This window comes from Paraburkholderia sp. WS6 (assembly GCF_030464835.1).
Taxonomy (GTDB): Bacteria; Pseudomonadota; Gammaproteobacteria; order Burkholderiales; family Burkholderiaceae; genus Paraburkholderia; species Paraburkholderia madseniana.
Map to the genome: position 1 here is coordinate 81,968 of NZ_JALQCK010000001.1, position 20,193 is coordinate 102,160.

Annotated in this window: 12 protein-coding genes; 10 read left to right on the forward strand and 2 right to left on the reverse strand. The window is 61.7% G+C overall.

Annotated features, from left to right (window positions below; translation table 11 throughout):
• Positions 1-56: 56 nt before the first annotated feature.
• Positions 57-2,903 (reverse strand): 2-oxoglutarate dehydrogenase E1 component, encoded by a 2,847-nt coding sequence (locus M0D64_RS00330; RefSeq protein WP_266256248.1) that lies wholly within the window; start codon positions 2,901-2,903, stop codon positions 57-59.
• Positions 2,904-3,324: 421 nt separating this feature from the next.
• Here M0D64_RS00330 and M0D64_RS00335 point away from each other — a divergent pair, with 421 nt between their 5' ends.
• From M0D64_RS00335 to M0D64_RS00360, 6 genes are all read left to right on the forward strand, one after another.
• A complete protein-coding gene (locus M0D64_RS00335; RefSeq protein WP_266256480.1) occupies positions 3,325-4,347 on the forward strand; it encodes a GlxA family transcriptional regulator in 1,023 nt (340 codons plus the stop codon).
• Positions 4,348-4,548: 201 nt separating this feature from the next.
• Positions 4,549-5,106, forward strand: coding sequence for a G/U mismatch-specific DNA glycosylase (gene mug, locus M0D64_RS00340; protein WP_266256249.1), 558 nt, complete (start codon positions 4,549-4,551; stop codon positions 5,104-5,106).
• Positions 5,107-5,372: 266 nt separating this feature from the next.
• The gene (locus M0D64_RS00345; RefSeq protein ID WP_171925830.1) at positions 5,373-6,056 is read left to right on the forward strand and encodes an antibiotic biosynthesis monooxygenase; all 684 of its coding nucleotides are present in this window, start codon (positions 5,373-5,375) and stop codon (positions 6,054-6,056) included.
• Positions 6,057-6,205: 149 nt separating this feature from the next.
• Positions 6,206-7,678, forward strand: coding sequence for an MFS transporter (locus M0D64_RS00350; RefSeq protein WP_233468758.1), 1,473 nt, complete (start codon positions 6,206-6,208; stop codon positions 7,676-7,678).
• A gap of 12 nt (positions 7,679-7,690) precedes the next feature.
• Positions 7,691-8,767, forward strand: coding sequence for an HlyD family secretion protein (locus tag M0D64_RS00355; RefSeq protein WP_266256250.1), 1,077 nt, complete (start codon positions 7,691-7,693; stop codon positions 8,765-8,767).
• A complete protein-coding gene (locus M0D64_RS00360) occupies positions 8,764-10,302 on the forward strand; it encodes an efflux transporter outer membrane subunit (RefSeq protein WP_266256251.1) in 1,539 nt (512 codons plus the stop codon). Before M0D64_RS00355 ends, M0D64_RS00360 begins: the two co-directional genes overlap by 4 nt.
• On the opposite strand, the gene M0D64_RS00365 is transcribed toward M0D64_RS00360, so the two are convergent.
• Positions 10,296-10,460, reverse strand: a complete 165-nt coding sequence (locus M0D64_RS00365) for a hypothetical protein (protein ID WP_266256252.1) — start codon at positions 10,458-10,460, stop codon at positions 10,296-10,298. The genes M0D64_RS00360 and M0D64_RS00365 overlap by 7 nt on opposite strands.
• A gap of 533 nt (positions 10,461-10,993) precedes the next feature.
• On the opposite strand from M0D64_RS00365, the gene M0D64_RS00370 reads away from it, so the two are divergent.
• The 4 genes from M0D64_RS00370 to M0D64_RS00385 are packed head-to-tail and all read left to right on the forward strand — an operon-like array spanning position 10,994 to position 20,171.
• Entirely contained in the window at positions 10,994-12,247 is a 1,254-nt protein-coding gene (locus M0D64_RS00370; protein WP_266256253.1) for an efflux RND transporter periplasmic adaptor subunit, read from the forward strand.
• Between the two features lie 15 nt (positions 12,248-12,262).
• Positions 12,263-15,394: an efflux RND transporter permease subunit gene (locus M0D64_RS00375; RefSeq protein ID WP_266256254.1), complete on the forward strand. Its 3,132-nt coding sequence runs from the start codon at positions 12,263-12,265 to the stop codon at positions 15,392-15,394.
• A complete protein-coding gene (locus tag M0D64_RS00380) occupies positions 15,391-18,702 on the forward strand; it encodes an efflux RND transporter permease subunit (RefSeq protein ID WP_266256255.1) in 3,312 nt (1,103 codons plus the stop codon). Before M0D64_RS00375 ends, M0D64_RS00380 begins: the two co-directional genes overlap by 4 nt.
• Positions 18,699-20,171 (forward strand): efflux transporter outer membrane subunit, encoded by a 1,473-nt coding sequence (locus tag M0D64_RS00385; RefSeq protein ID WP_266256256.1) that lies wholly within the window; start codon positions 18,699-18,701, stop codon positions 20,169-20,171. The genes M0D64_RS00380 and M0D64_RS00385 overlap by 4 nt, the downstream gene beginning before the upstream one ends.
• Positions 20,172-20,193: the final 22 nt, after the last annotated feature.

A 20,193-nucleotide genomic window follows, 5' to 3' on the forward strand; every position in this document is an offset into this window, starting at 1 on the left:
TTCGCCGGCAAGCGATGGTTTCCGGAAGGCGTCTGAAACAGCGTTTGGGTTTCGGGTCATGGCTGGCTCGCATACTCCGCGAATGCACTCGAAATAAGCGCCGCCTGTCTTGCCGCATGTGCCGAGTGGTAACCCGGCGCAGTCGATGCGGATGCGAGCGGCCCCGCATACTGCAGTTGCGCGGTCGAAGGCAGAATCTCACGCAACTGTGGCTCGATGAAACTCCACGCACCCTGGTTGCGCGACTCCTCCTGACACCAGACCACCGTCTTCAGATTCGGATAGCGCGCAAACTCCGCAGCCAACTGCCGGGACGGAAACGGATACAGCTGTTCGGCACGGATGAGCGGTATATCTTCAACACCAGACTTGCGGCGGTGCTCGAGCAGTTCGAAGTAGACCTTGCCCGAAGATACGATGACGCGCTCCACGCTCGACGCCCGCCACGGCTCGACCTGTGTGTCGCCCAGGACCTCACGGAACGCGCCCCTGGCCAACTCGTCGAGCGTGCTTACTGCTTCCGGATGACGCAACAGCGACTTCGGCGTCATCACAACGAGCGGCCGGCGATCGAAGACAACCGCTTGCATCCTCAGTAAATGAAACAGTTGCGCAGGCGTCGTCGGCTGGACGACCCGCATGTTGTCCTGCGCGCAGAGTTGCAGGTATCGCTCGAGCCTCGCCGACGCGTGTTCTGGACCTTGCCCGTCCTGCCCGTGTGGCAGCAACAGAGTCAAGCCGCTGAGTTGCCCCCACTTTGCCGCACCCGCTGCGATGAACTGGTCGATCACGACCTGGGCACCATTCGCGAAGTCCCCAAACTGGGCCTCCCACATGACGAGCGCGTTGCGGTTCACCGTCGAGTACCCATATTCGAAGGCCAGCACGGCCGCCTCCGAGAGAATGGAATTCGTCACGGTAAACCGGCCTCGTGCTTCGTCGACGTGATCGAGCGGGATGTACACGCCTTCCGACCGGCTCGTCCGTTTTTGATTGTGCAGAACGGCGTGACGGTGATTGAACGTCCCCCTCGCGCTGTCCTGCCCGCTCAAGCGCACATCCACCCCAGCGGCCAGCAGCGAGGCGAATGCCAGGTGCTCGCTCATCCCCCAATCGACCGGCTTTCTTCCGGCCGCCATCTCGCGGCGCGCGGCCATCATCTTGCCGACCAGCGGATGAAGTTCAACACCGTCCGGCACGGTCGATATCTGCTGCGCCCATGCATGCACCTGCGCGGGCAACGGAGGGCCATAGTGGACGGGGCCGGCATAGTCCTCGAGAAACTTCGGCCATGCCGGCATTTCGTCTGGCTGGACGGAGCCCGAAGGCGCCTCGCTTTTGCGCGCAAGCTCGAGACCGTCGCGATAAGCATTGACGTAGTCGCCGACCTGTACGGACGTCACCACGCCTTCCTGAATCAACTGTTCAGCGTAAACGGTCCTCGCGCCTGGATGGCTGGCGATCGAACCGTACATGAGGGGCTGCGTGATGCTGGGCGTGTCCTGCTCCTGATGTCCGTGCTTGCGGAAGCAGACGAGATCGATGACCACACTGCGCCTGAAAGCGCTGCGATAGTCGAGCGCGAGCCGCACCGTCATGGCCACCGCTTCGGGGTCGTCGGCGTTGACGTGCAGAACCGGTGCCTCGATCATCTTCGCGACGTCCGTGCAATAGAACGACGAGCGCGTATCGCGCGGATCCGACGTCGTAAATCCGATCTGGTTGTTGACGACGACGTGGACGGTTCCGCCGGTACCGTGTCCGCGGGTGTACGAAAGATTCAACGTCTCCATCACAACACCTTGCCCGGACATCGCCGCGTCGCCGTGAATTTCGACGGGCAGCACGTCACTGCCGTCCCCTCTTCCTAACGCTTCCCCTTTGGCGCGTGCCATGCCCTGCACAACCGGGTTGACGATTTCCAGATGTGAGGGATTGAATGCCAGCACGACTTCGACTGGTCCGTCACTCGTCTGCGTGACACTGCTATAGCCCTTGTGGTACTTGACGTCGCCTGCCGGAAGATGCTCCCCATCCTTGCCGTCGAACTCGTCAAAAAGCGCGCGCAAAGGCTTGCCAGCAATGTTGATCAGTACGTTCAAACGGCCGCGGTGCGCCATACCCATCACCACGCTGCTGACCTTCTTCGACGCGCCATAGCGCACGAGTTCGTCCAGCAGCACGATCAACGACTCCGCGCCTTCGAGCGAGAATCGCTTTTGCCCGACATAACGGGTGTGAAGGTACTTCTCCAGTCCTTCGGCGGCCGTCAGACGTTCGAGAATCCGATTTTTCTCCGCGACTGAAAACGAAGGCCTCGCTCGTGTTGACTCAAGCCGCATCTGCCACCAGCGCCGCTCACTGGCATCGGTCAGATGCATGAACTCGGCGCCCAGCGTGCCGCAATACGTCTGTTCGAGCGCCGCGACGATATCGTGCAACGTTGCGTCTTCATCAAAAAGAAACGTGTCGGCCGTACTGAATCGCGTCAACATGTCTGCTGCCGACAAGCCGTAGAACGTTGGCGTCAGTTCGACCGAAGCCTGCGGCGCAGTCCACATCAGCGGGTCCAGTTTCGCCTTGCGCGTACCGACCATGCGGAACGCAGCAATCAGCGACTGTACCGCCACCTGTTTTCTGGCGATCGCAAGACCGTCATCGCGCGTCATCCCGGTGGCGCGCGACCGCTTGCCGAGATCGACGAAGCTGGAAACAACAGGCGCGTGCGGTTCGTCATCGCGGTCGCTCCCGTCGATGGCGGGGGTTTCACGCAATGCGTCGAAATAGGCGCGCCACTCATCGGCGACCGACGCCGGGTCAGCTAGGTAAAGTTCGTACTGCTCCTCGACATAGGGGGCGTTTCCCCCGAACAGGAAAGAGCTTTGATGTTTTTGCATTAGCATGATGAATCTGTCCTCGATTGGTGCCAGGTCCGAACGTCGACACGGCCGCATTGATGAGATCAAGAATAGATAGTCGGCACGGCAACTGGAATACGCAGATGGCGCGGTGCCAGGCCAATCGGGGTGAGATTTGGGCCACGTAGCAGCGATCGGCATGCGCGTCGGCCATGAACAGTGCGTGGAGCGTGACGCGACCCTCGCATCACACGTGCACGGACCGTTGCCAGCCTTCCCGGGTTGCATACCCATCCTCCATGTAACAAGTGACTTTCAGCACGGACGCTTTATCCCGCCGCGCTTCGCTTATAGACTCCGGTCCATCGAAGACACATTTGTATCGCGAATCGGCAGGCAAGCCACCCACCGGGCGGCGCGGTGTCGTCCCAACGGTGGCGTGCTTACAATCAATGAGGGTCACGGCATGAAAGTCGGCATTGTTATATTCGACGGTGTGCAGGCGCTGGATGTCGCTGGCCCCCTTGACGTGTTCGCAGAAGCAAACACATTCCTGCCTGCGCATCAGCGATATCAGGTCTCTCTCGTCGGATATGAGGCGGGCACCGTGGCCTGCTCGAACGGGATGGGACTCTCAGTTCCTTATGGCTATGCAGACTTCGACACACCATTCGACCTGCTGTTGATAGCAGGAGGACCGCAGTTGCCTGATGCCCAGCCACGAAGCGAGTTTCTGACATGGTTGCAAGACCAGGCGCGCGGCGCGGCACGGTTTGGCTCCGTTTGCAACGGAGCATTTGTGCTCGCGCACGCCGGACTGCTCGACGGCAAGGAAGTGACGACCCACTGGGCCGATGCGGACCGCCTCACTGACGAGTTTCCGCAGGCTTGTGTGCAGCCCGACAGGATTTTCATCCGCGATGGACGCCTCTTTACCTCTGCCGGCGTGACAGCAGGCATCGACCTGTGTCTATCGCTCGTGGCGGAAGACTGGGGGCACGAGCTTGCGGTGCGAGTTGCAAAACGTCTGGTCGTCTACATCCAGCGAGAAGGCGGACAGTCTCAATACAGCCCTTACGTTGGCGTACGGAAGGACCAGGATCCGATCGTCAGCAAGGTGCTCGGATACGTGACCGAGCACATCACCGATACGCTATCGATCGAACAGCTTGCGAGCGCGGTTTCAGTCAGCCGGCGTACCTTCTCGCGGCTGTTTTCAAAGTATGCAAAGGTGACGCCGTCCGCGTTTGTCGAACAGGTGCGCGTTGACACCGCGAGGAAGCTGCTCGAGGAAACCGATGCGCCTCTCAAGACCGTGGCGTTCAACTGTGGCTTTCACAGCGCCACGCATATGCGAGCAATTTTCTTCCGGCGGCTCAATGTAACGCCTAGACAGTATCGCCAACGATTCCGTGGCACGGCAGGCACACAGCAGTGGACGTCCGGCGATATCAACGAGGAACTCGAAATAGCAGAGATGGAAGCGTGAGATAGCTTTCCGGTCTACCCGAGGCCGGCCAGGTTTGCACAAGCGCCTCTCGCGTGGAGAAGCGCAGGTATATACCGTCGCAGGCCAGAATCGGGACACGTTTGACCTGGAATCGACCCTCTTGTGGCTTGCCCACTCTGACGGGGTGGCTCAAACTGTTGCGCTTGTGGGAGCCGCTCCCAATCAAGGCGTACACCATCCGTGACTCACTCCGATCCACTTCAATGTGTTCCCGACCTCCTTGAACCGGGTTTATCGGTGGTGTTTTGCGGAATCAATCCGGGCGCGCTTGCGGCATCCACCGGCCGCCACTTTGCCGGCAGAGGCAATCGGTTCTGGCGGGTCGTTCATCTTGCGGGTTTTACTCCCGAACAGATCTCTCCTGAGGACGATCACACGCTCCTGCAGTACGGTTGTGGCCTGACGACCGTCGTGTCGCGTCCAACCACACGAGCTGACGAACTATCACAATGGGAGTTCAAAGCGGCTGCGACAGAATTCGAGCAGAAGATTGAACGATATGCGCCGCAATGCGTTGCCTTCCTCGGAAAGATGGCGCTCTCCGCAATGTCGAGCACTCGCGACATCCATTGGGGTCTACAACCGGCAACGGTCGGCGGTGCCCGCGCATGGGTGTTGCCAAACCCCAGCGGCCTGAACCGGACATTCAGTCTCGACGCGCTTGTGATTGCCTACCGGGAACTTCGTCTTGCAGTCGCGCCGGCTGATTCGGCCTTTCGCGATACTCCACGTCAGTGAAATTTTCCTGATCTGCGCGTTGCCAGGGTATCCACGTGGAGTCTGGCAAAATTCCCGCATGAAATGGCCCAATACGCGGCCTACTTGGACTTTAAGAACCTCGTTCCATCTCCGACAATGATGTAACGCATCGCGCTGCAGTCGCCAGTTAATAAATCGACTGATCGCCCGATGCAGGGTACTGACGCGCGCCGCAAGATCGCCATCACCACTGCGCTGCATGTACCGCCACATCATTAGGCATCCTCAACCAGACGAGGGAATCCATGTTTTCTGCAATGCTTGAAGTCAATCCAGAAGTCGAACAATTCGACGCCTATCTCGGCATGGCGAAGATGCTGCGCCCCGAGCTCGAAACGATCGATGGCTTCGTCGACAACACCCGCTACGCCAGTCTGACGCGCCAGGGATGGCTGCTCTCGCTATCGAGCTGGCGCGATGAAAAGTCACTGATACGCTGGCGAGTGACGGCGAACCATCACAAGGTGCAACAGGCGGCGCGTGATCGTGTGTTTGCCGACTATCGCCTGCGCATTGGCCAGACCGTCGCGGATACGCGCGTGCCTGCCGGGCAGACCTTGCTCGAGCAACGCCTCGACACGACCGAAACGGGAATGGGTAAGGCAGTAACGCTGCTCGACGCGAAGTACGCGCCGGACTGGGTCAAGCAAGCGGGTGCAGACGCAGTCGCGAAGTCACTCGGACTCGATACAGGGGCATCCAGCCTCCTTGCGTGGGATGCGTTCGACGCGTTGATGACGCCCGGCGACGTCATCGCGGTGGCGACATGGGCCGACCTGGAAGCCGCTGAAGCCTTTGAGCGCAATGCTGCTCTGCCCGAGGGCGTACGCTTGCGGCACATCCGTATCGTCCGGGAGTACGGAATGTTCGATCGTCGCGAGGCGCCTCAATACTTTGCAGAGGCGCAGCCCGAGGCCAGACCCTTATGAACGCCGCCAACCCACGGACAACCGGCGCGCGGGAACTGAAGCTCGCACAATCGCCGGCGCCGGTTTCTGTACGCGTGACAGAGACGCCTGTACAGCAGACGTCCGCAGAAGCAAAGCTGCCACTTCGCCTTGCGATCGGCCTGATCGGAATGTTGCTGGCGTCACTACTGGCGATATTGAACGAACAGGTCACCGCGGTGGCGCTGACTGATATTCGCGGTGCGTTCTCGATCGGACGTGACGACGGGACATGGCTGACCACGCTCTTCGAGGCTGCAAACGTAGCCACGATGGTATTTGCTCCGTGGTTTGGGATGACGTTCACGCTGAAGCGATTCACGATCGGCGCCGTGCTGGCCGTGATGTTTCTTGGATTCCTGTGTCCCTTTGCACCGAACCTGCATACGCTTTATGTGTTGCGTGCGCTGCAGGGCGTGGCTGGCGGATGTCTGCCGCCGATGTTGATCATCGTGGCACTCCGTTATCTTCCGCCGAAAAGCAAGTTATATGGACTCGCGGGTTATGCGCTGACTGCGACCTTCGGCCCAGCGCTCGGCACGCCGCTCGCCGCCTTGTGGACTGAATATGTCGGTTGGCAAATGGCCTTCTGGCAAATCGTGCCGCTTGGTTTAGTGAGCTGCGTGGCAATTTACAAAGGACTTCCGGCCGATCCCACCAAACTCGAACGGTTCCGTTTGTTTAACTGGAGCGGATTCATACTGGGCTACCCCGCTGTAGCCATGCTCGTCATTGGCTTTCTGCAGGGCGACCGCCTTGACTGGCTGAATTGCACGTTTATCTCCACGATGTTTTATGGCGGGGCGCTGTTGTTCGTGGCGTTCCTTGTCAACGAGTGGTTTCATCCGCTGCCGTTTTTCAAACTGCAACTGCTGTCCCGCCGGAACTTCGCGCACGGGCTCCTGACACTGGTAGGCGCAGTTGTGCTGCTGGTGGGCGTTGCCACCATACCCGGCCAGTATCTCGCACAGATTCACGGTTACAGGCCGCTGCAAACCACGCCGCTGTCCTTGCTGCTTGCCATTCCCCTATTGATTGCGCTGCCTGCGACCGCCGCCGTCCTGAACCTGCGGCAGGTCGACCACCGCTGGATCATGGCCATTGGCCTTTCGCTGATGGCCACCTCCTGCTTCATGGGGAGTTTCGTGACCTCCGAGTGGATTCGCGAGAACTTCTACTGGCTTCAGTCGTTACAGATCGTTGCGCAACCGATGGTGATCATGGGAATCCTGATGGGTGTAACGACAGGCTTGCCGCCAACGGAAGGTCCGTTTGCTTCGGCCATGTTCAACACGCTCAAAACGTTTACTGGCGCTGCGGCAACCGGTCTCATCGAAGGGCTGGGCACGACGCGCGAGCATTTTCATTCGAGCATGCTCGTGGACCGGTTGGGCAACAACACGCTGGTTACGGGCCAAAGCATCGATGCAGTTCATGGTCTCGGCGAACTCGCGCATCGGATCCACGAGCAGGCTGTAGTGCTGACATCGGCGGATCTCTATCGCGTGATGGCAGCTATTGCCGTCGCCTTTCTTTTCGTTATTCCGGTGTTACCCGTGCGCATTTATCCGCCATGGAGTACTACGCCGCCCTCTTCCCGCTAAGCGGAGATAGATATGTCATCCGTTACCCGATTTTCTCCCAAAACAATTCGTCTTGCCGCGTATGTGGTCATACTCGCCGTCGCCGTATTGGCCGGCACAAGGCTATTTGCCAACTCGAATAGCGAGACCACAAACGATGCCTATGTGACGGCCGATTTCACGCTGGTAGCACCACGCGTCGCGGGCCAACTGTCAGAGGTACTCGTAGAAGACAACCAGCAGGTGAAAGCTGGACAGTTGCTGGTGCGTATCGATGACCGCGACTTCCGTGCCGCATTGATGAGTGCACAGGCGGACGTGACGGCAGCAACCGCATCGGTCGCGAACTACGATGCCGAGATCGCACGGCAGCCCGCGCTCGTCGATCAGGCGCGTGCCACGCTTCGCTCAGATGCAGCTTCGCTCGAGTTTGCGCGAGCGAACGCCTCGCGTTACCAGAATCTCTCGGAAGCCGGCGCGGGAACCACGCAGGAGCAACAGCATGCTACGAGCGCACTGGCCGAGCAACTCGCGCAGCAGTCCCGCAACCAGGCTGTGTTTGTGGCGACTGAGCAGAACCTCGATGTTCTGCGTACCCAACGCGACAAGGCTGCGGGCGCGTTGGCCCACGCCGGGGCCGCTCTCGAGCAGGCGAAGCTCAACCTGTCCTATACGGAGATTCGCGCGCCCATCGACGGTAAGGTTGGACGACGTTCGGCGCGGGTCGGCGCATTCGTTACACCCGGCGCGCCGCTGCTCGCGATCGTCCCGCTGTCGGATGCCTATATCGTCGCCAACTTTCAGGAAAACCAGCTCGCCAGAATGCGGCCCGACGACACCGTGCGTATCAAGGTCGACAGCTTTCCAGGCGAGGTGATCAAAGGGCATGTCGATAGTCTTGCCCCTGCTACCGGCGTGAGCTTCGCGCCTATCGCGCCCGACAACGCAACGGGCAACTTCACCAAGGTCGTCCAACGCGTGCCTGTGAAGATCACCATCGACCGCGGACAACAAGCCGCGTCTGTGCTGAGCGTGGGGCTTTCTGTCGAAACGGAGGTCGCCGTCGGCAAGCATGCCGATACGCGGACAGAAGGGAGCGACAAAAAATGAAAGCGAGCGAATTCTCCCTCCGCGAGTTAGCGCTGTTTATCCTGGCGTGCCTCGTGATGACCGGCTGTACTGTCGGCCCGAACTTCGAACCTCCGCAGGCAACTACGCCCGACGTGTTTAACCGTACCCAGTCTGCGCAAGCGCCCAGCAAAGCAATCGAATCCGAATTCAGTCCGGAATGGTGGAAGCTGTTTAACGATCCCGTGCTGGACTCGCTTGAACAACAACTGGCGGACGCGAACCTCGACGTGGCGGCAGCGTCGGCACGTCTGCGGCAAAGCCGGGCCGAGCAACGGATCGCCGGTGCCGAAGAATATCCGACGCTGGATGGCGCCGCATCCTATGACCGCGAGCGCGGCAGTCCGAACGGTATTCTGTCATTGCTCGGCGCCACCCCGACGGGAAGCCAGCCGCAGTCGGCTTCGGGCGGCACACCACTTGGCGTGGCACCGTTACCGGGCGCCAAGGGCTCGCCCGCTTACAACCTCTTCCAGTTCGGTTTCGATTCGTCATGGGAACTCGACATCTGGGGTCGGGCTCGACGTGGTGTCGAGGCTGCGACGGCGCTGTCCGATGCCTCATACGAGGACCGCAACGCGATTCTATTGTCCGCACGCGCTGAACTCGCGCGAGACTATATTCAGTTGCGTGACACGCAGGCTCTCCTTCAGATAGCGAAGCAGAACCTTGAAATCGCCCACGACGCTACGAGGCTCACTCAAACCCGGGTGCATGAGGGCGTCACTACGGACCTGGACGTGGCCAACGCTATGGCACAGGCAGAGTCGATCGAAAGCCTGATCCCCACGCTCGAATCGCGTTGCGAGACCACGATCAATGCGATTGGCGTACTGCTGGCCAAGGAACCGGGCGCGCTACAGCAAACGCTCGGCGAGTCGCACGACGTGCCGGCGCTGCCTGAACAGGTGCCCATCGGATTTCCGTCAGAGCTGGTGCAGCGCAGACCCGACATCAGAAAAGCAGAGGCTCAACTGCACGCGGCCACGGCGACGATCGGCATGGCGAAGGCCGACTTCTATCCACGCATATCGCTGAACGGCAGCGCGGGGTTCCAGAGCCTTCAGCTCTCGAATCTCGCCAACTGGGCGTCCGGCCAGTTTGTCGTCGGACCGTCGATCACGCTTCCCATATTCGAAGGCGGGCGCCTGAAGGGAACACTCCATTTGCGCGAGGCACAACAGCAGGAGGCGGCGATTGTCTACAAACGTACCGTACTCGAAGCGTGGCGCGAGGTGGACGATGCACTCGTCGTCTATGACGCTGAACAGCGGCGGCGCGATCGCCTGACGACGGTGGTTAGCCTGAACCAGCGTGCGCTGTCGATTGCGCAGCAACGGTACAAGGCAGGCGCGGTCGATTTTCTCGACGTACTTAACGTGCAGAAACAGTTGCTCGACGCAGAGAGCAAGCTTGAGCAAAGCAGGGCCGACGCCGACGCCAATCTGATCACGCTATGCAAGGTGCTCGGCGGCGGGTGGGAATCAACCTATGCCAAACAGAACAGTATTCATTGACGTGGTTTCGCCTCTTCGTCAGCGGTCATTTCCGTCAGCGCGAAATCTGTTGCCCACATACTGCCTTCGTTGAGGTCCGCCTTGTCGCTGAAACCGAGCGGCGCGGACCTCGTCTTGAACTTCCGCGCAAATAATTTCAACAAGCTTTCATCGCGCACTCCCGCTCGCTGCGACCGCGGCCCAAAGAAAACCCCCACGATCAACCGTTCGTTGGCGCGAGCTACGGGCCGAAACACACCCGACGGAGTGTTTCAGATCCCAACATGTATCACTCCGGTAACTCAAGCCTTGCGCGCCCCGAGTACATTGACGCCATGCTTGGTCTCAATGGTTGTCCACGCGCTTCCACCAAGGCGAACATGAGCACCACACGGTCTGTCAGCAAGGCCCTCGTGGCCGTCGGCGATTCGCCGCACGCGCTATTCCTCCGGCCCACCTTGATAAAACATTACCGCCAATTACGAAGCGCATTCATCGTCACGGATCCAGTCACCAGGCCATAACATCGCCCTGTGCCAATCACGACGCTATACATTTTGCGCAGTCCGCTTTGCTTGCAATTAGCTAACAGCATGCCAAACGGTCGTTGGGTTGTGACAAGGCACGAGAACCATGGCATGGTCCCAACATCCCGGCAGAGAATGACTCCCCATCCGACTATCAACGGCAGCATCTGTTTTCGGAGATACCTATGAGCGAAGCCGTGTCCAAGCAACCCAAGCGCTCCCGACGCGGGCTCATTCTGTTTGCGGTTGTCGTGCTGGCGCTAGTCGCGCTTGTCGTTGTCCACCTGTTGACCCAGAAGAAACCCACGCGCGACGTCGCACCGATCGTCGTCACTGTAGCGAGCGCTACACTCGGTTCGATGCCAGTCACGTTGAGCGAGCTCGGCACGGTCACGCCGACCGCCACCGTGACCGTGCTGCCACAGCTAAGCGGCTACCTCACGGCCGTCGGTTATCACGAAGGCCAGGAAGTACAGAAAGGCCAGTTCCTCGCCCAGATCGATCCACGCCAGTATCAGATCAGCAAGCAGCAGGCTCAGGCAACACTCGCCAAAGACCGCGCGACGCTGGCCCAGGCGCGTGCCGATCTGGTCCGCTTCACGCAGTTGAACGAGCGCAAGTCGATCGCCCAGCAGACCTTTGCGGATCAGCAATTCCTGGTGCAGCAGGACGAGGCCGCAGTCCAGGTCGATCTCGCCAACATCGCCCAGTTCGACCTCGACCTGATCTATTGCCGGATCACCGCGCCGGTCGCCGGCAAGGTCGGCCTGCGCCTCGTCGACCCAGGCAACTACGTGACGGCGTCATCGTCGACGGGGATTGTCGTCATCACCACCATCAAGCCGACTACCGTGCAGTTCACGGTGCCGCAAGACGCGCTGGCCTCCATCGTGCAGCGCCTGAATGGCGGCGCGACCTTGCCGGTCACCGCGTATTCCAGCGACAACGCGCGCGAGGTTGCCACAGGCGCGCTTTACGCCGTCAGCAACCAGATGGCCACGTCGACCGGCACCGTCACCTTACGCGCTACTTTCGCCAACGAGGACGAAGCGCTGTTCCCCAACGAGTTCGTCAACGTCAAGCTGCTGGTCGATACGATGCAGAATGCCGTGCTGGTGCCGACCCCCGCCGTGCAAACCGGCGCGCCGGGTGACTTCGTCTATCTGGTCAACGCGAACAATACCGTCTCCGTGCACAAGGTGAAGCTGGGTCCGAGCGACGGCAAGAACACGGTCATCCTGTCCGGCCTCGCCCAGGGCAACCAGGTGGTCACGGACGGCACGGACCGTCTGAACGACGGCGCCAAAATCCAGCCGGCCAAGTCGAAGCCCGCGGCGGCTGGTCCATCGGCCAGTGGCGCCGCCGCGGAGCCTGCCGCTTCCGAACCCGCTGCTGGGTCGGCGCCAGCAGCGGCGTCGGCCAATGCTGCTTCGTCGTAGCGGGCTCACGCGCCGATGAACATTTCCCGTCTGTTTATTCTTCGACCGGTAGCCACGCTGCTGCTGATGATCGCCCTCGTGCTGGTGGGCCTCGTCGCCATGCGCGTGCTGCCGGTTTCGTCGCTGCCCAACGTCGACTATCCGACCATCCAGGTACAGACGTTCTATCCGGGCGCGAGCCCGGACGTGATGGCCACCACGGTCACGGCGCCGCTCGAAGTGCAGTTGGGCGAGATCCCCGGCTTGCAACAGATGACGTCGTATAGCTCGGACGGCGCGTCGGTCATCACGCTGCAGTTCGATCTGTCGCTGAACCTCGACATCGCCGAACAGAACGTCCAGCAGGCCATCAACGCCTCCAACAGCTATCTGCCCTCCGGTCTGCCGGCGCCGCCGACGTATGCCAAAGTCAATCCGGCCGACCAGCCGATCCTGACGCTCGCGGTCACGTCGAAATCGATGTCGCTGACCCAGCTTGAAGACATCGCCAACAACCGTCTCGGCACCAAGATTTCCGAAGTGTCGGGCGTGGGCGTGGTCACGACGAGCGGCGGCAATGTGCCGGCCATCCGCGTCGAAGCGGACCCGCACAAGCTGGCCGCCTACGGCCTGAACATCGACGATCTGCGCACGCTGCTCAGCTATGTCAACGTCAGTCAGCCGAAGGGCAATTTCGACGGCCCGGACCTCGATTACACGATCAACGGCAACGATCAGATCACCGATCCGAAGGACTATCTGGACACCGTGATCGCCTACCAGAACGGCGCCCCGGTGTTCATGCGCGACGTCGCTCGGGTCAGTCAGGCCGCTCAGGACGTCGAGCGCGGCGCCTGGTACAACGGCTCGCCGGCGATCGTGCTCAACGTGCAACGGCAACCGGGCGCGAACGTGATCGCGACCGTCAACCAGATCATGAAGCAACTGCCGCAGCTCGAGTCCACGCTGCCGGCCGGCATGAAAGTGACGGTGGTGTCGGACACCACGGGCGTGATCCGCTCGTCGGTCTCCGAAGCGGCATTCGAACTGATTCTCGCCATCGTGCTGGTGGTTGCGGTGATCTTCGTATTCCTGCGTAACGTGCCCGCCACGCTCATTCCGAGCATATCGGTACCGGTGTCGCTGATCGGCACGCTGGCTGTGATGTACCAGTTGAACTACTCGATCGACAACCTCTCGCTGATGGCGCTCATCATCGCCACCGGCTTCGTGGTCGACGACTCGATCGTGATGATAGAGAACATCGTGCGTTATCTGGAGGAAGGCAAGACACCGCTCGAAGCCGCACTGGAAGGCGCGGGTCAGATCGGCTTCACGATCCTGTCGCTGACCATCTCGCTGATTGCCGTGCTAATTCCGCTGCTCTTCATGGGCGGCGTGATCGGGCGTCTGTTCAGCGAATTCGCGGTGACGCTCGCCGTCACCATTGTGATCTCCGCAATCGTGTCGCTGACCGTGGTGCCGATGCTCTGTGCGCGCATGTTGCGCGCACAGGCCGACCGTCATCCGAGCCGCTTTGAGCGGATCAGCGAGGGCCTGTTCGACAAAACACTCGGCGCCTATGAGCGCGGGCTGCGCTGGGTGCTGGATCACCAGGTGCTGACGCTCGTGGTGGCCATCGGCACCGTCGTGCTGACCGGCATCCTGTACGTGGTGATTCCGAAGGGTCTCTTTCCGGTGCAGGACGTCGGCGTGATCGAAGGGATTAGCGTGGCCGACAACTCGGTGTCGTACGCCGCGATGGTGAAACGCCAGGGCGCGCTCGCCGATGCGATCCTGAAAGACCCGGATGTCACCTCGCTGACCTCCTACGTGGGTATCGACGGCACGAACTCGACGCTGAACAATGGCCGCTTCCTGATCAATCTTCGCGACCGCGACAAGCGCTCCGACACGGCGCAAGAAGTGGCCCGGCGCCTGCAACAGGAAGTCGCCAACGTGCCGGGCGTCAGGCTCTACATGCAGCCCGAGCAGGATCTGACGCTCGACACGACAGTCTCGCCGAATCAGTACAGCTTCGTGCTGCGCGGACCGAGCCAGCAGGCGTTCCAGAAGTACGTGCCGGAACTGATAGCGAAGCTGAAGCAGATTCCGTCGCTTGCCGACGTGCAAAGCGACATGAATACCGACGGCCTCAGCGTGAACGTCGAGGTTAACCGGCAGTTGGCGGCGCGCTTCGGCATCACGCCCGCGACGATCGACAACGCGCTGTACGACGCGCTCGGCCAGCGGATCGTCTCGACCATCTTCGAGCAGTCGAACCAGTACCGCGTGATTCTCGTCGCCAAACCGGAATCGCTGCCGAACGTGCAGTCGATCGGCAACCTGTACCTGCCGAGTCAGACCAGCAGCACGGGCCAGGTGCCGCTGTCGGGCATCGCGAAGATCCAGATCACGAAGTCACCGCTCGTGATCAGCCATCTGGCGCAGTTCCCATCGGTCACCATCTCGTTCAACCTCGCGAAGGATGCGTCGCTGAGCACGGCGGTCACGGCCATCCATCAAGCCGAACAATCGGTGAACCTGCCGCCGTCGATCACCTCGTCGCTGCAGGGCGCGGCCCAGGCATTCGAGGATTCGCTGTCGAGCGAAGTCTATCTGCTGATCGCGGCGCTGGTCGCGGTGTATATCGTGCTCGGCGTGCTTTATGAGAGCTTCATCCATCCGGTCACGATTCTGTCCACGCTGCCCTCGGCGGGTATCGGCGCGCTGCTCGCGCTGATGATCGCCGGCAGCGACCTGGATGTGATCGGCATTATCGGTATCGTGCTGCTCATTGGTATCGTCAAGAAGAACGCCATCATGATGGTGGACTTCGCGCTGGACGCCGAACGCAATCACGGCAAGCCGCCGCGCGAGGCGATCTTCGAGGCTTCGCTGCTGCGGTTCCGCCCGATCCTGATGACCACCCTCGCCGCCATGCTCGGCGCGCTGCCGATGCTGCTCGGCAGCGGCACGGGTTCGGAATTGCGCCGGCCGCTGGGGCTCGCGATCATCGGCGGCCTGACGCTGAGCCAGATCCTGACGCTCTTCACCACGCCGGTGATCTATCTGTTCTTCGACAGAATGGCCGAGCGTACGAGACGCTGGCGCAACCGCAATAAACCGGAGAACTCGCCTCCTGGCGGTGCGGAGGAAACGCCTTGAACATCTCGGCGTTATTCATCCGGCGGCCTGTCGCGACCACGCTTCTGGCCGTAGCGATCCTGATCTCCGGGGCGCTCGCCTACTTCCGGCTGCCGGTTGCGCCGTTGCCGAACATCGCCTTTCCGGTCATCGTGGTGCAGGCGAACATGGCGGGCGCGAGCCCGGACATCATGGGGACCACGGTGGCCGAGCCACTCGAGCGGCGGCTCGCCACGATTGCCGACGTCGAAGAACTGACTTCGATCAGCTCCGTCGGCTCGTCGGTGATCGTGGTCGAGTTCGGCCTGAAGCGCGACATCAACGGCGCCGCGCGCGACGTCGAAGCGGCCATCCAGGCGGCGCGCGCCGACTTGCCGACCACGCTGCGCAGCAACCCGAGCTATCGCCAGTACAACCCGGCGGATGCGCCGATCATGGTGCTCTCGCTGACGTCGGACACGCTCACCAAGGCGCAACTCTACGACTCGGCGGACTCGGTGATCCAGCAGCAACTCTCGCAAGTCCAGGGGGTGGGCCAGATCACGCTTGGCGGCGGCGCGTTGCCCTCGGTACGTGTGGAATTGCAACCGGGCAAACTGAACAGCTACGGCATCGGCCTGGAAGATGTGCGCGCGGCGATCAGCGCCGCCAACGCCGACAGTGCGAAGGGCCACCTCGACGAGGGCGACCAGCGCTACGTGGTCACGTCCAACGACCAGATCACGCATGCTGCGCCGTATCGCGACCTGGTGGTCGCCTACCGCAACGGCGCGCCGGTCCAGTTGCGCGACGTGGCCCAGGTTAGGGATTCGAACGAAAATATCCGCAACGCCGGGCTCTTCAATGGCAAGTCCGCCATCCTCGTGATCGTGTATCCAATGCCGGGCAGCAATATTGTGAGCACCGTGGCGCAGATTCGCAAAGTCCTGCCGTCAATCGAGGCGACGCTGCCAAGCAGCGTGCACGTGGGCATCGCCATCGACCGCTCGGAGTCGGTCAGATCGTCGGTGGGCGACACCGAGCGCACGCTGTTCATCGCCGTGCTGCTCGTAGTGGGCGTCGTGTTCATTTTCCTGCAATCGCCGCGCGCCACGCTGGTGCCGGCCGTCGCGCTGCCGCTGTCGATCGTGGGCACCTTCGGGCCGATGTACCTGCTCGGCTACAGCATCGACAACCTTTCGCTGATGGCGCTGACAATCGGTACCGGCTTCGTGGTGGACGATGCGGTGGTGGTACTGGAAAACATCGTGCGTCATATGGAGTTGGGGCTCAGCCCGAAAGAGGCCGCCTTGAAAGGCAGCGGCGAAGTGGGCTTCACGGTGATCTCGATGAGCCTGTCGCTGATCGCGGTGTTCCTCCCGATCATGCTGATGCCGGGCGTCGTCGGCCTGCTGTTCCATGAGTTCGCGGTCACGCTCTCCGTCGCCATCCTGATCTCGCTGGTGATTTCGCTGACGGTCACGCCGGCCATGTGCGCCTACGTGCTGAGCCGCGACAACGCCGGGCATTCGAAAGCCCGTTGGGCGATGTGGGTCGAAAAGCAGTTCGATCGCTTCAAGAATGCGTACGCGCGCTCGCTCACGGCCGTACTGGACCATGCGCTGCTGGTCATCCTGCTGTTGATTGGTCTGCTGGTGGCCAACGTGTTCCTGTTCAAGCTGGTGCCGGCCACCTTCTTTCCCGAGCAGGACACGGGCATCCTGATCGGGCAGATCATCGCCGACCAGAGCATCTCCTTTCCGGCAATGCAAAAGAAGCTCACGCAATTGCAGGAGATCGTGCAGAAGGATCCGGCAGTGGCCTCGGTAGCGGGCTTTACGGGCGGCCGCGCGCTCAATACCGCCAACGTGTTCATCGAACTCAAGCCGCTGGCGGAACGCCACGCCTCGGCCACCGAGGTCGTGAACCGCCTGCGGCCCAAGCTCAATGCGGTCTCGGGCGCCCGGCTCTTTATCCAGGCACAGCAGGATCTGCGAATCGGCGGACGGCAATCCGCCGCCGAGTATCAGTACACGCTCACCAGCGACGATTCCGCCGCGCTGTTCAAGTGGACACCGCTGCTCGTCGCCGCGCTCGCCAAGGAGCACGCGCAGTTGCTCGACGTGAACTCGGACTTGCAGCAAAACGGTCTGCAGACCTACGTCACCATCAATCGCTCGACGGCGGCGCGCTACGGCTTTGCGCCGAACCAGGTCGACAACGTGCTGTATGACGCGTTCGGCCAGCGCACGGTGTCGACCATCTACAACCCGCTCAACCAGTATTTCGTGGTGATGGAGGTGGCGCCGGATTACTGGCAGTACCCGCAAGCGCTCAACCAGATTTACCTGAGCAGGGCGTCGGGCAACGCCACCGGCACGGCGGCCACGCAGATGCCGGGTGCCACGGTGTCGGGCGTGACCGTGGCGACCGGAGCCAGTGCGACCACGAACGCGCTCAACTCGAACGCGCAAGCCAACGCGACCACCAACAGCATTGCCAATAGCAAGGGCGGCAGTTCGACCGGCAGCGCGGACAGCACGGCAGCCGAAACCATGGTGCCGCTGGCGGCGCTGGCTTCGTTCTCGAACAGCCATACGTCGACACAGGTGAACCACCAGAGCGGCCTCGTGGCCGCCACGATTTCGTTCAACCTGCCGGCGGGCGGTTCGTTGAGCAAGGCGGGCGTGGCGATCAACAACACGATCCGCGAGATCGGCATGCCCGCCAGCATCCACGGCTCGTTCGCCGGCGCGGCGGCGGCCTACTCGCAGTCCATGGGGACGGTGCCGCTGCTGATCCTGGCGGCGCTCGGCGTGGTGTATATCGTGCTCGGCGTGTTGTACGAAAGCTCGATCCACCCGCTGACCATCCTGTCGACGCTGCCGTCCGCGGGCATTGGTGCAACGCTGGCGTTGCTGATTTTCGGCACACCGTTCTCGGTGATCGCGTTGATCGGCATCATCCTGCTGATCGGTATCGTCAAGAAGAACGGCATCATGATGGTCGACGTCGCGATCCATTTGCAGCGCAGCGAAGGCATGCCAGCGAGGGACGCGATTCACTCGGCCGCCGTGGTCCGTCTGCGGCCGATCATGATGACCACCTTCGCGGCCGTGCTCGGCGCGGTACCGTTGGCCATCGGCATTGGCCAGGGCGCGTCGCTGCGCCAACCGCTCGGTATCACGGTGATGGGCGGCCTGATCCTGAGTCAGGTCTTTACCTTGTACACGACGCCGGTGATCTACCTCTACCTCGACCGCTTGCGTTTCAAGCTGGTCAGATGGTCCGCCAACCTGCCATGGAATCGCGACGCGCAGCAACCCGGACAACCGGATACGAGGGCATGACGATGAAGATTTCCCGTAACCGCTTTGGTCGCTTTGGTCCTCTTCGGCCGCTGGCCGTGGCGACGCTGGCCCTGCTGGCCAGCGGCTGCATGGTTGGCCCGGACTACCACCGGCCGCAAGTCAACGTGGCCGCCACCTACTCGGAGTTGCCGGGCTGGACGCAAGCCGAGCCCGCTGCAGACAAACCGAAGGGTGACTGGTGGACGGCATTCAACGATCCGCTGATGGACCAGCTCGAACCGCTGGTGTCGGTGTCGAACCAGACCGTGCGCGCGGACTACGCGAACTATCAGCAAGCGCTGGCAGAAGTGCGGGCGGCGCGTGCCGGCCTGTTCCCGACCATCGATGCAACCGGTTCGGGCACCAAGGCGCGTAGCTCGGTCGGCAATGCCGCCAGAGTGGTCAACTCGGCCTCGCTGGAAGGCAACGTCAGCTGGGCGCCGGATCTGTGGGGCCAGGTGCGGCGCACGATCGAAGAAAACGCCGCGACGGCGCAATCGAGCGAAGCGACGCTCGCCAATGCGACGCTCTCCGAGCAGGTGGCGCTGGCCACGGCAATCATCCAACTGCGCACCAGCGACGCCAATATCGACCTTCTGCAAAGGACGGTCGTGGCCTACCAGCACTTTCTGGATGTCGTGTCCGACCAGGATCAGGCGGGCACCATCCCGCCGTCCAACGTGATTAGTGCCCGCGCCCAGCTCGAGACGGCGCAGTCCAATCTGATCGCTCTCGGCGTGGCGCGCGCCCAAGACGCGCACGCGATCGCCGTGCTGGTGGGCAAGAATCCGGAAGAGCTTTCGATTACGCACAGCACCACGATGCCGACGCTGCCGAGTGTGCCCGTCGGCGTGCCGTCGACGCTGCTCGAACGCCGGCCCGATATCGCCGCCGCCGAGCGCAAGATGGCTGCGCAAAACGCGGCAATCGGCGTGGCGGTGTCGGCGTACTACCCGGCGATTTCCCTTTCCGGGCTGGCCGGGCTCACGCAGTCGCCGTTGTCCGGTCTGTTCAATGTGGGCAACTACGTCTGGTCGCTGGGCGGCAGCGCCACCGAAACGCTTTTCGACGGTGGCTTGCGCAGCGCCGACGTCGACGCGGCGAAGGCAGCCTACGACGCGGCCGTCGCCAACTACCGGGGCACAGTGTTGACGGCGTTCCAGAACGTTGAAGACGACTTGTCCGGATTGCGAATCCTGGCCGAGCAATCGGTCGTTCTGGATACGGCTGTACAAGATGCAACCCGCGGCGCCGAGATCGCTTTCAACGAGTACGAGGCCGGCACGGTGGACTACACGACCGTGGCGACCGCGCAGGCCACACAGTTGGCCACTCAGCAGACCGCGCTGAATGTTCAGGAGACGCGCTTGCTGGACTCGGCGTCGCTATTCGGCGATCTGGGCGGCGGCTGGTCGGCGGACCAGTTGCATGATCCGCGGCATCCGGATAGGCAGGCAGCGTCGCAGTGAGCACCTGACAGCAGGGCCACCA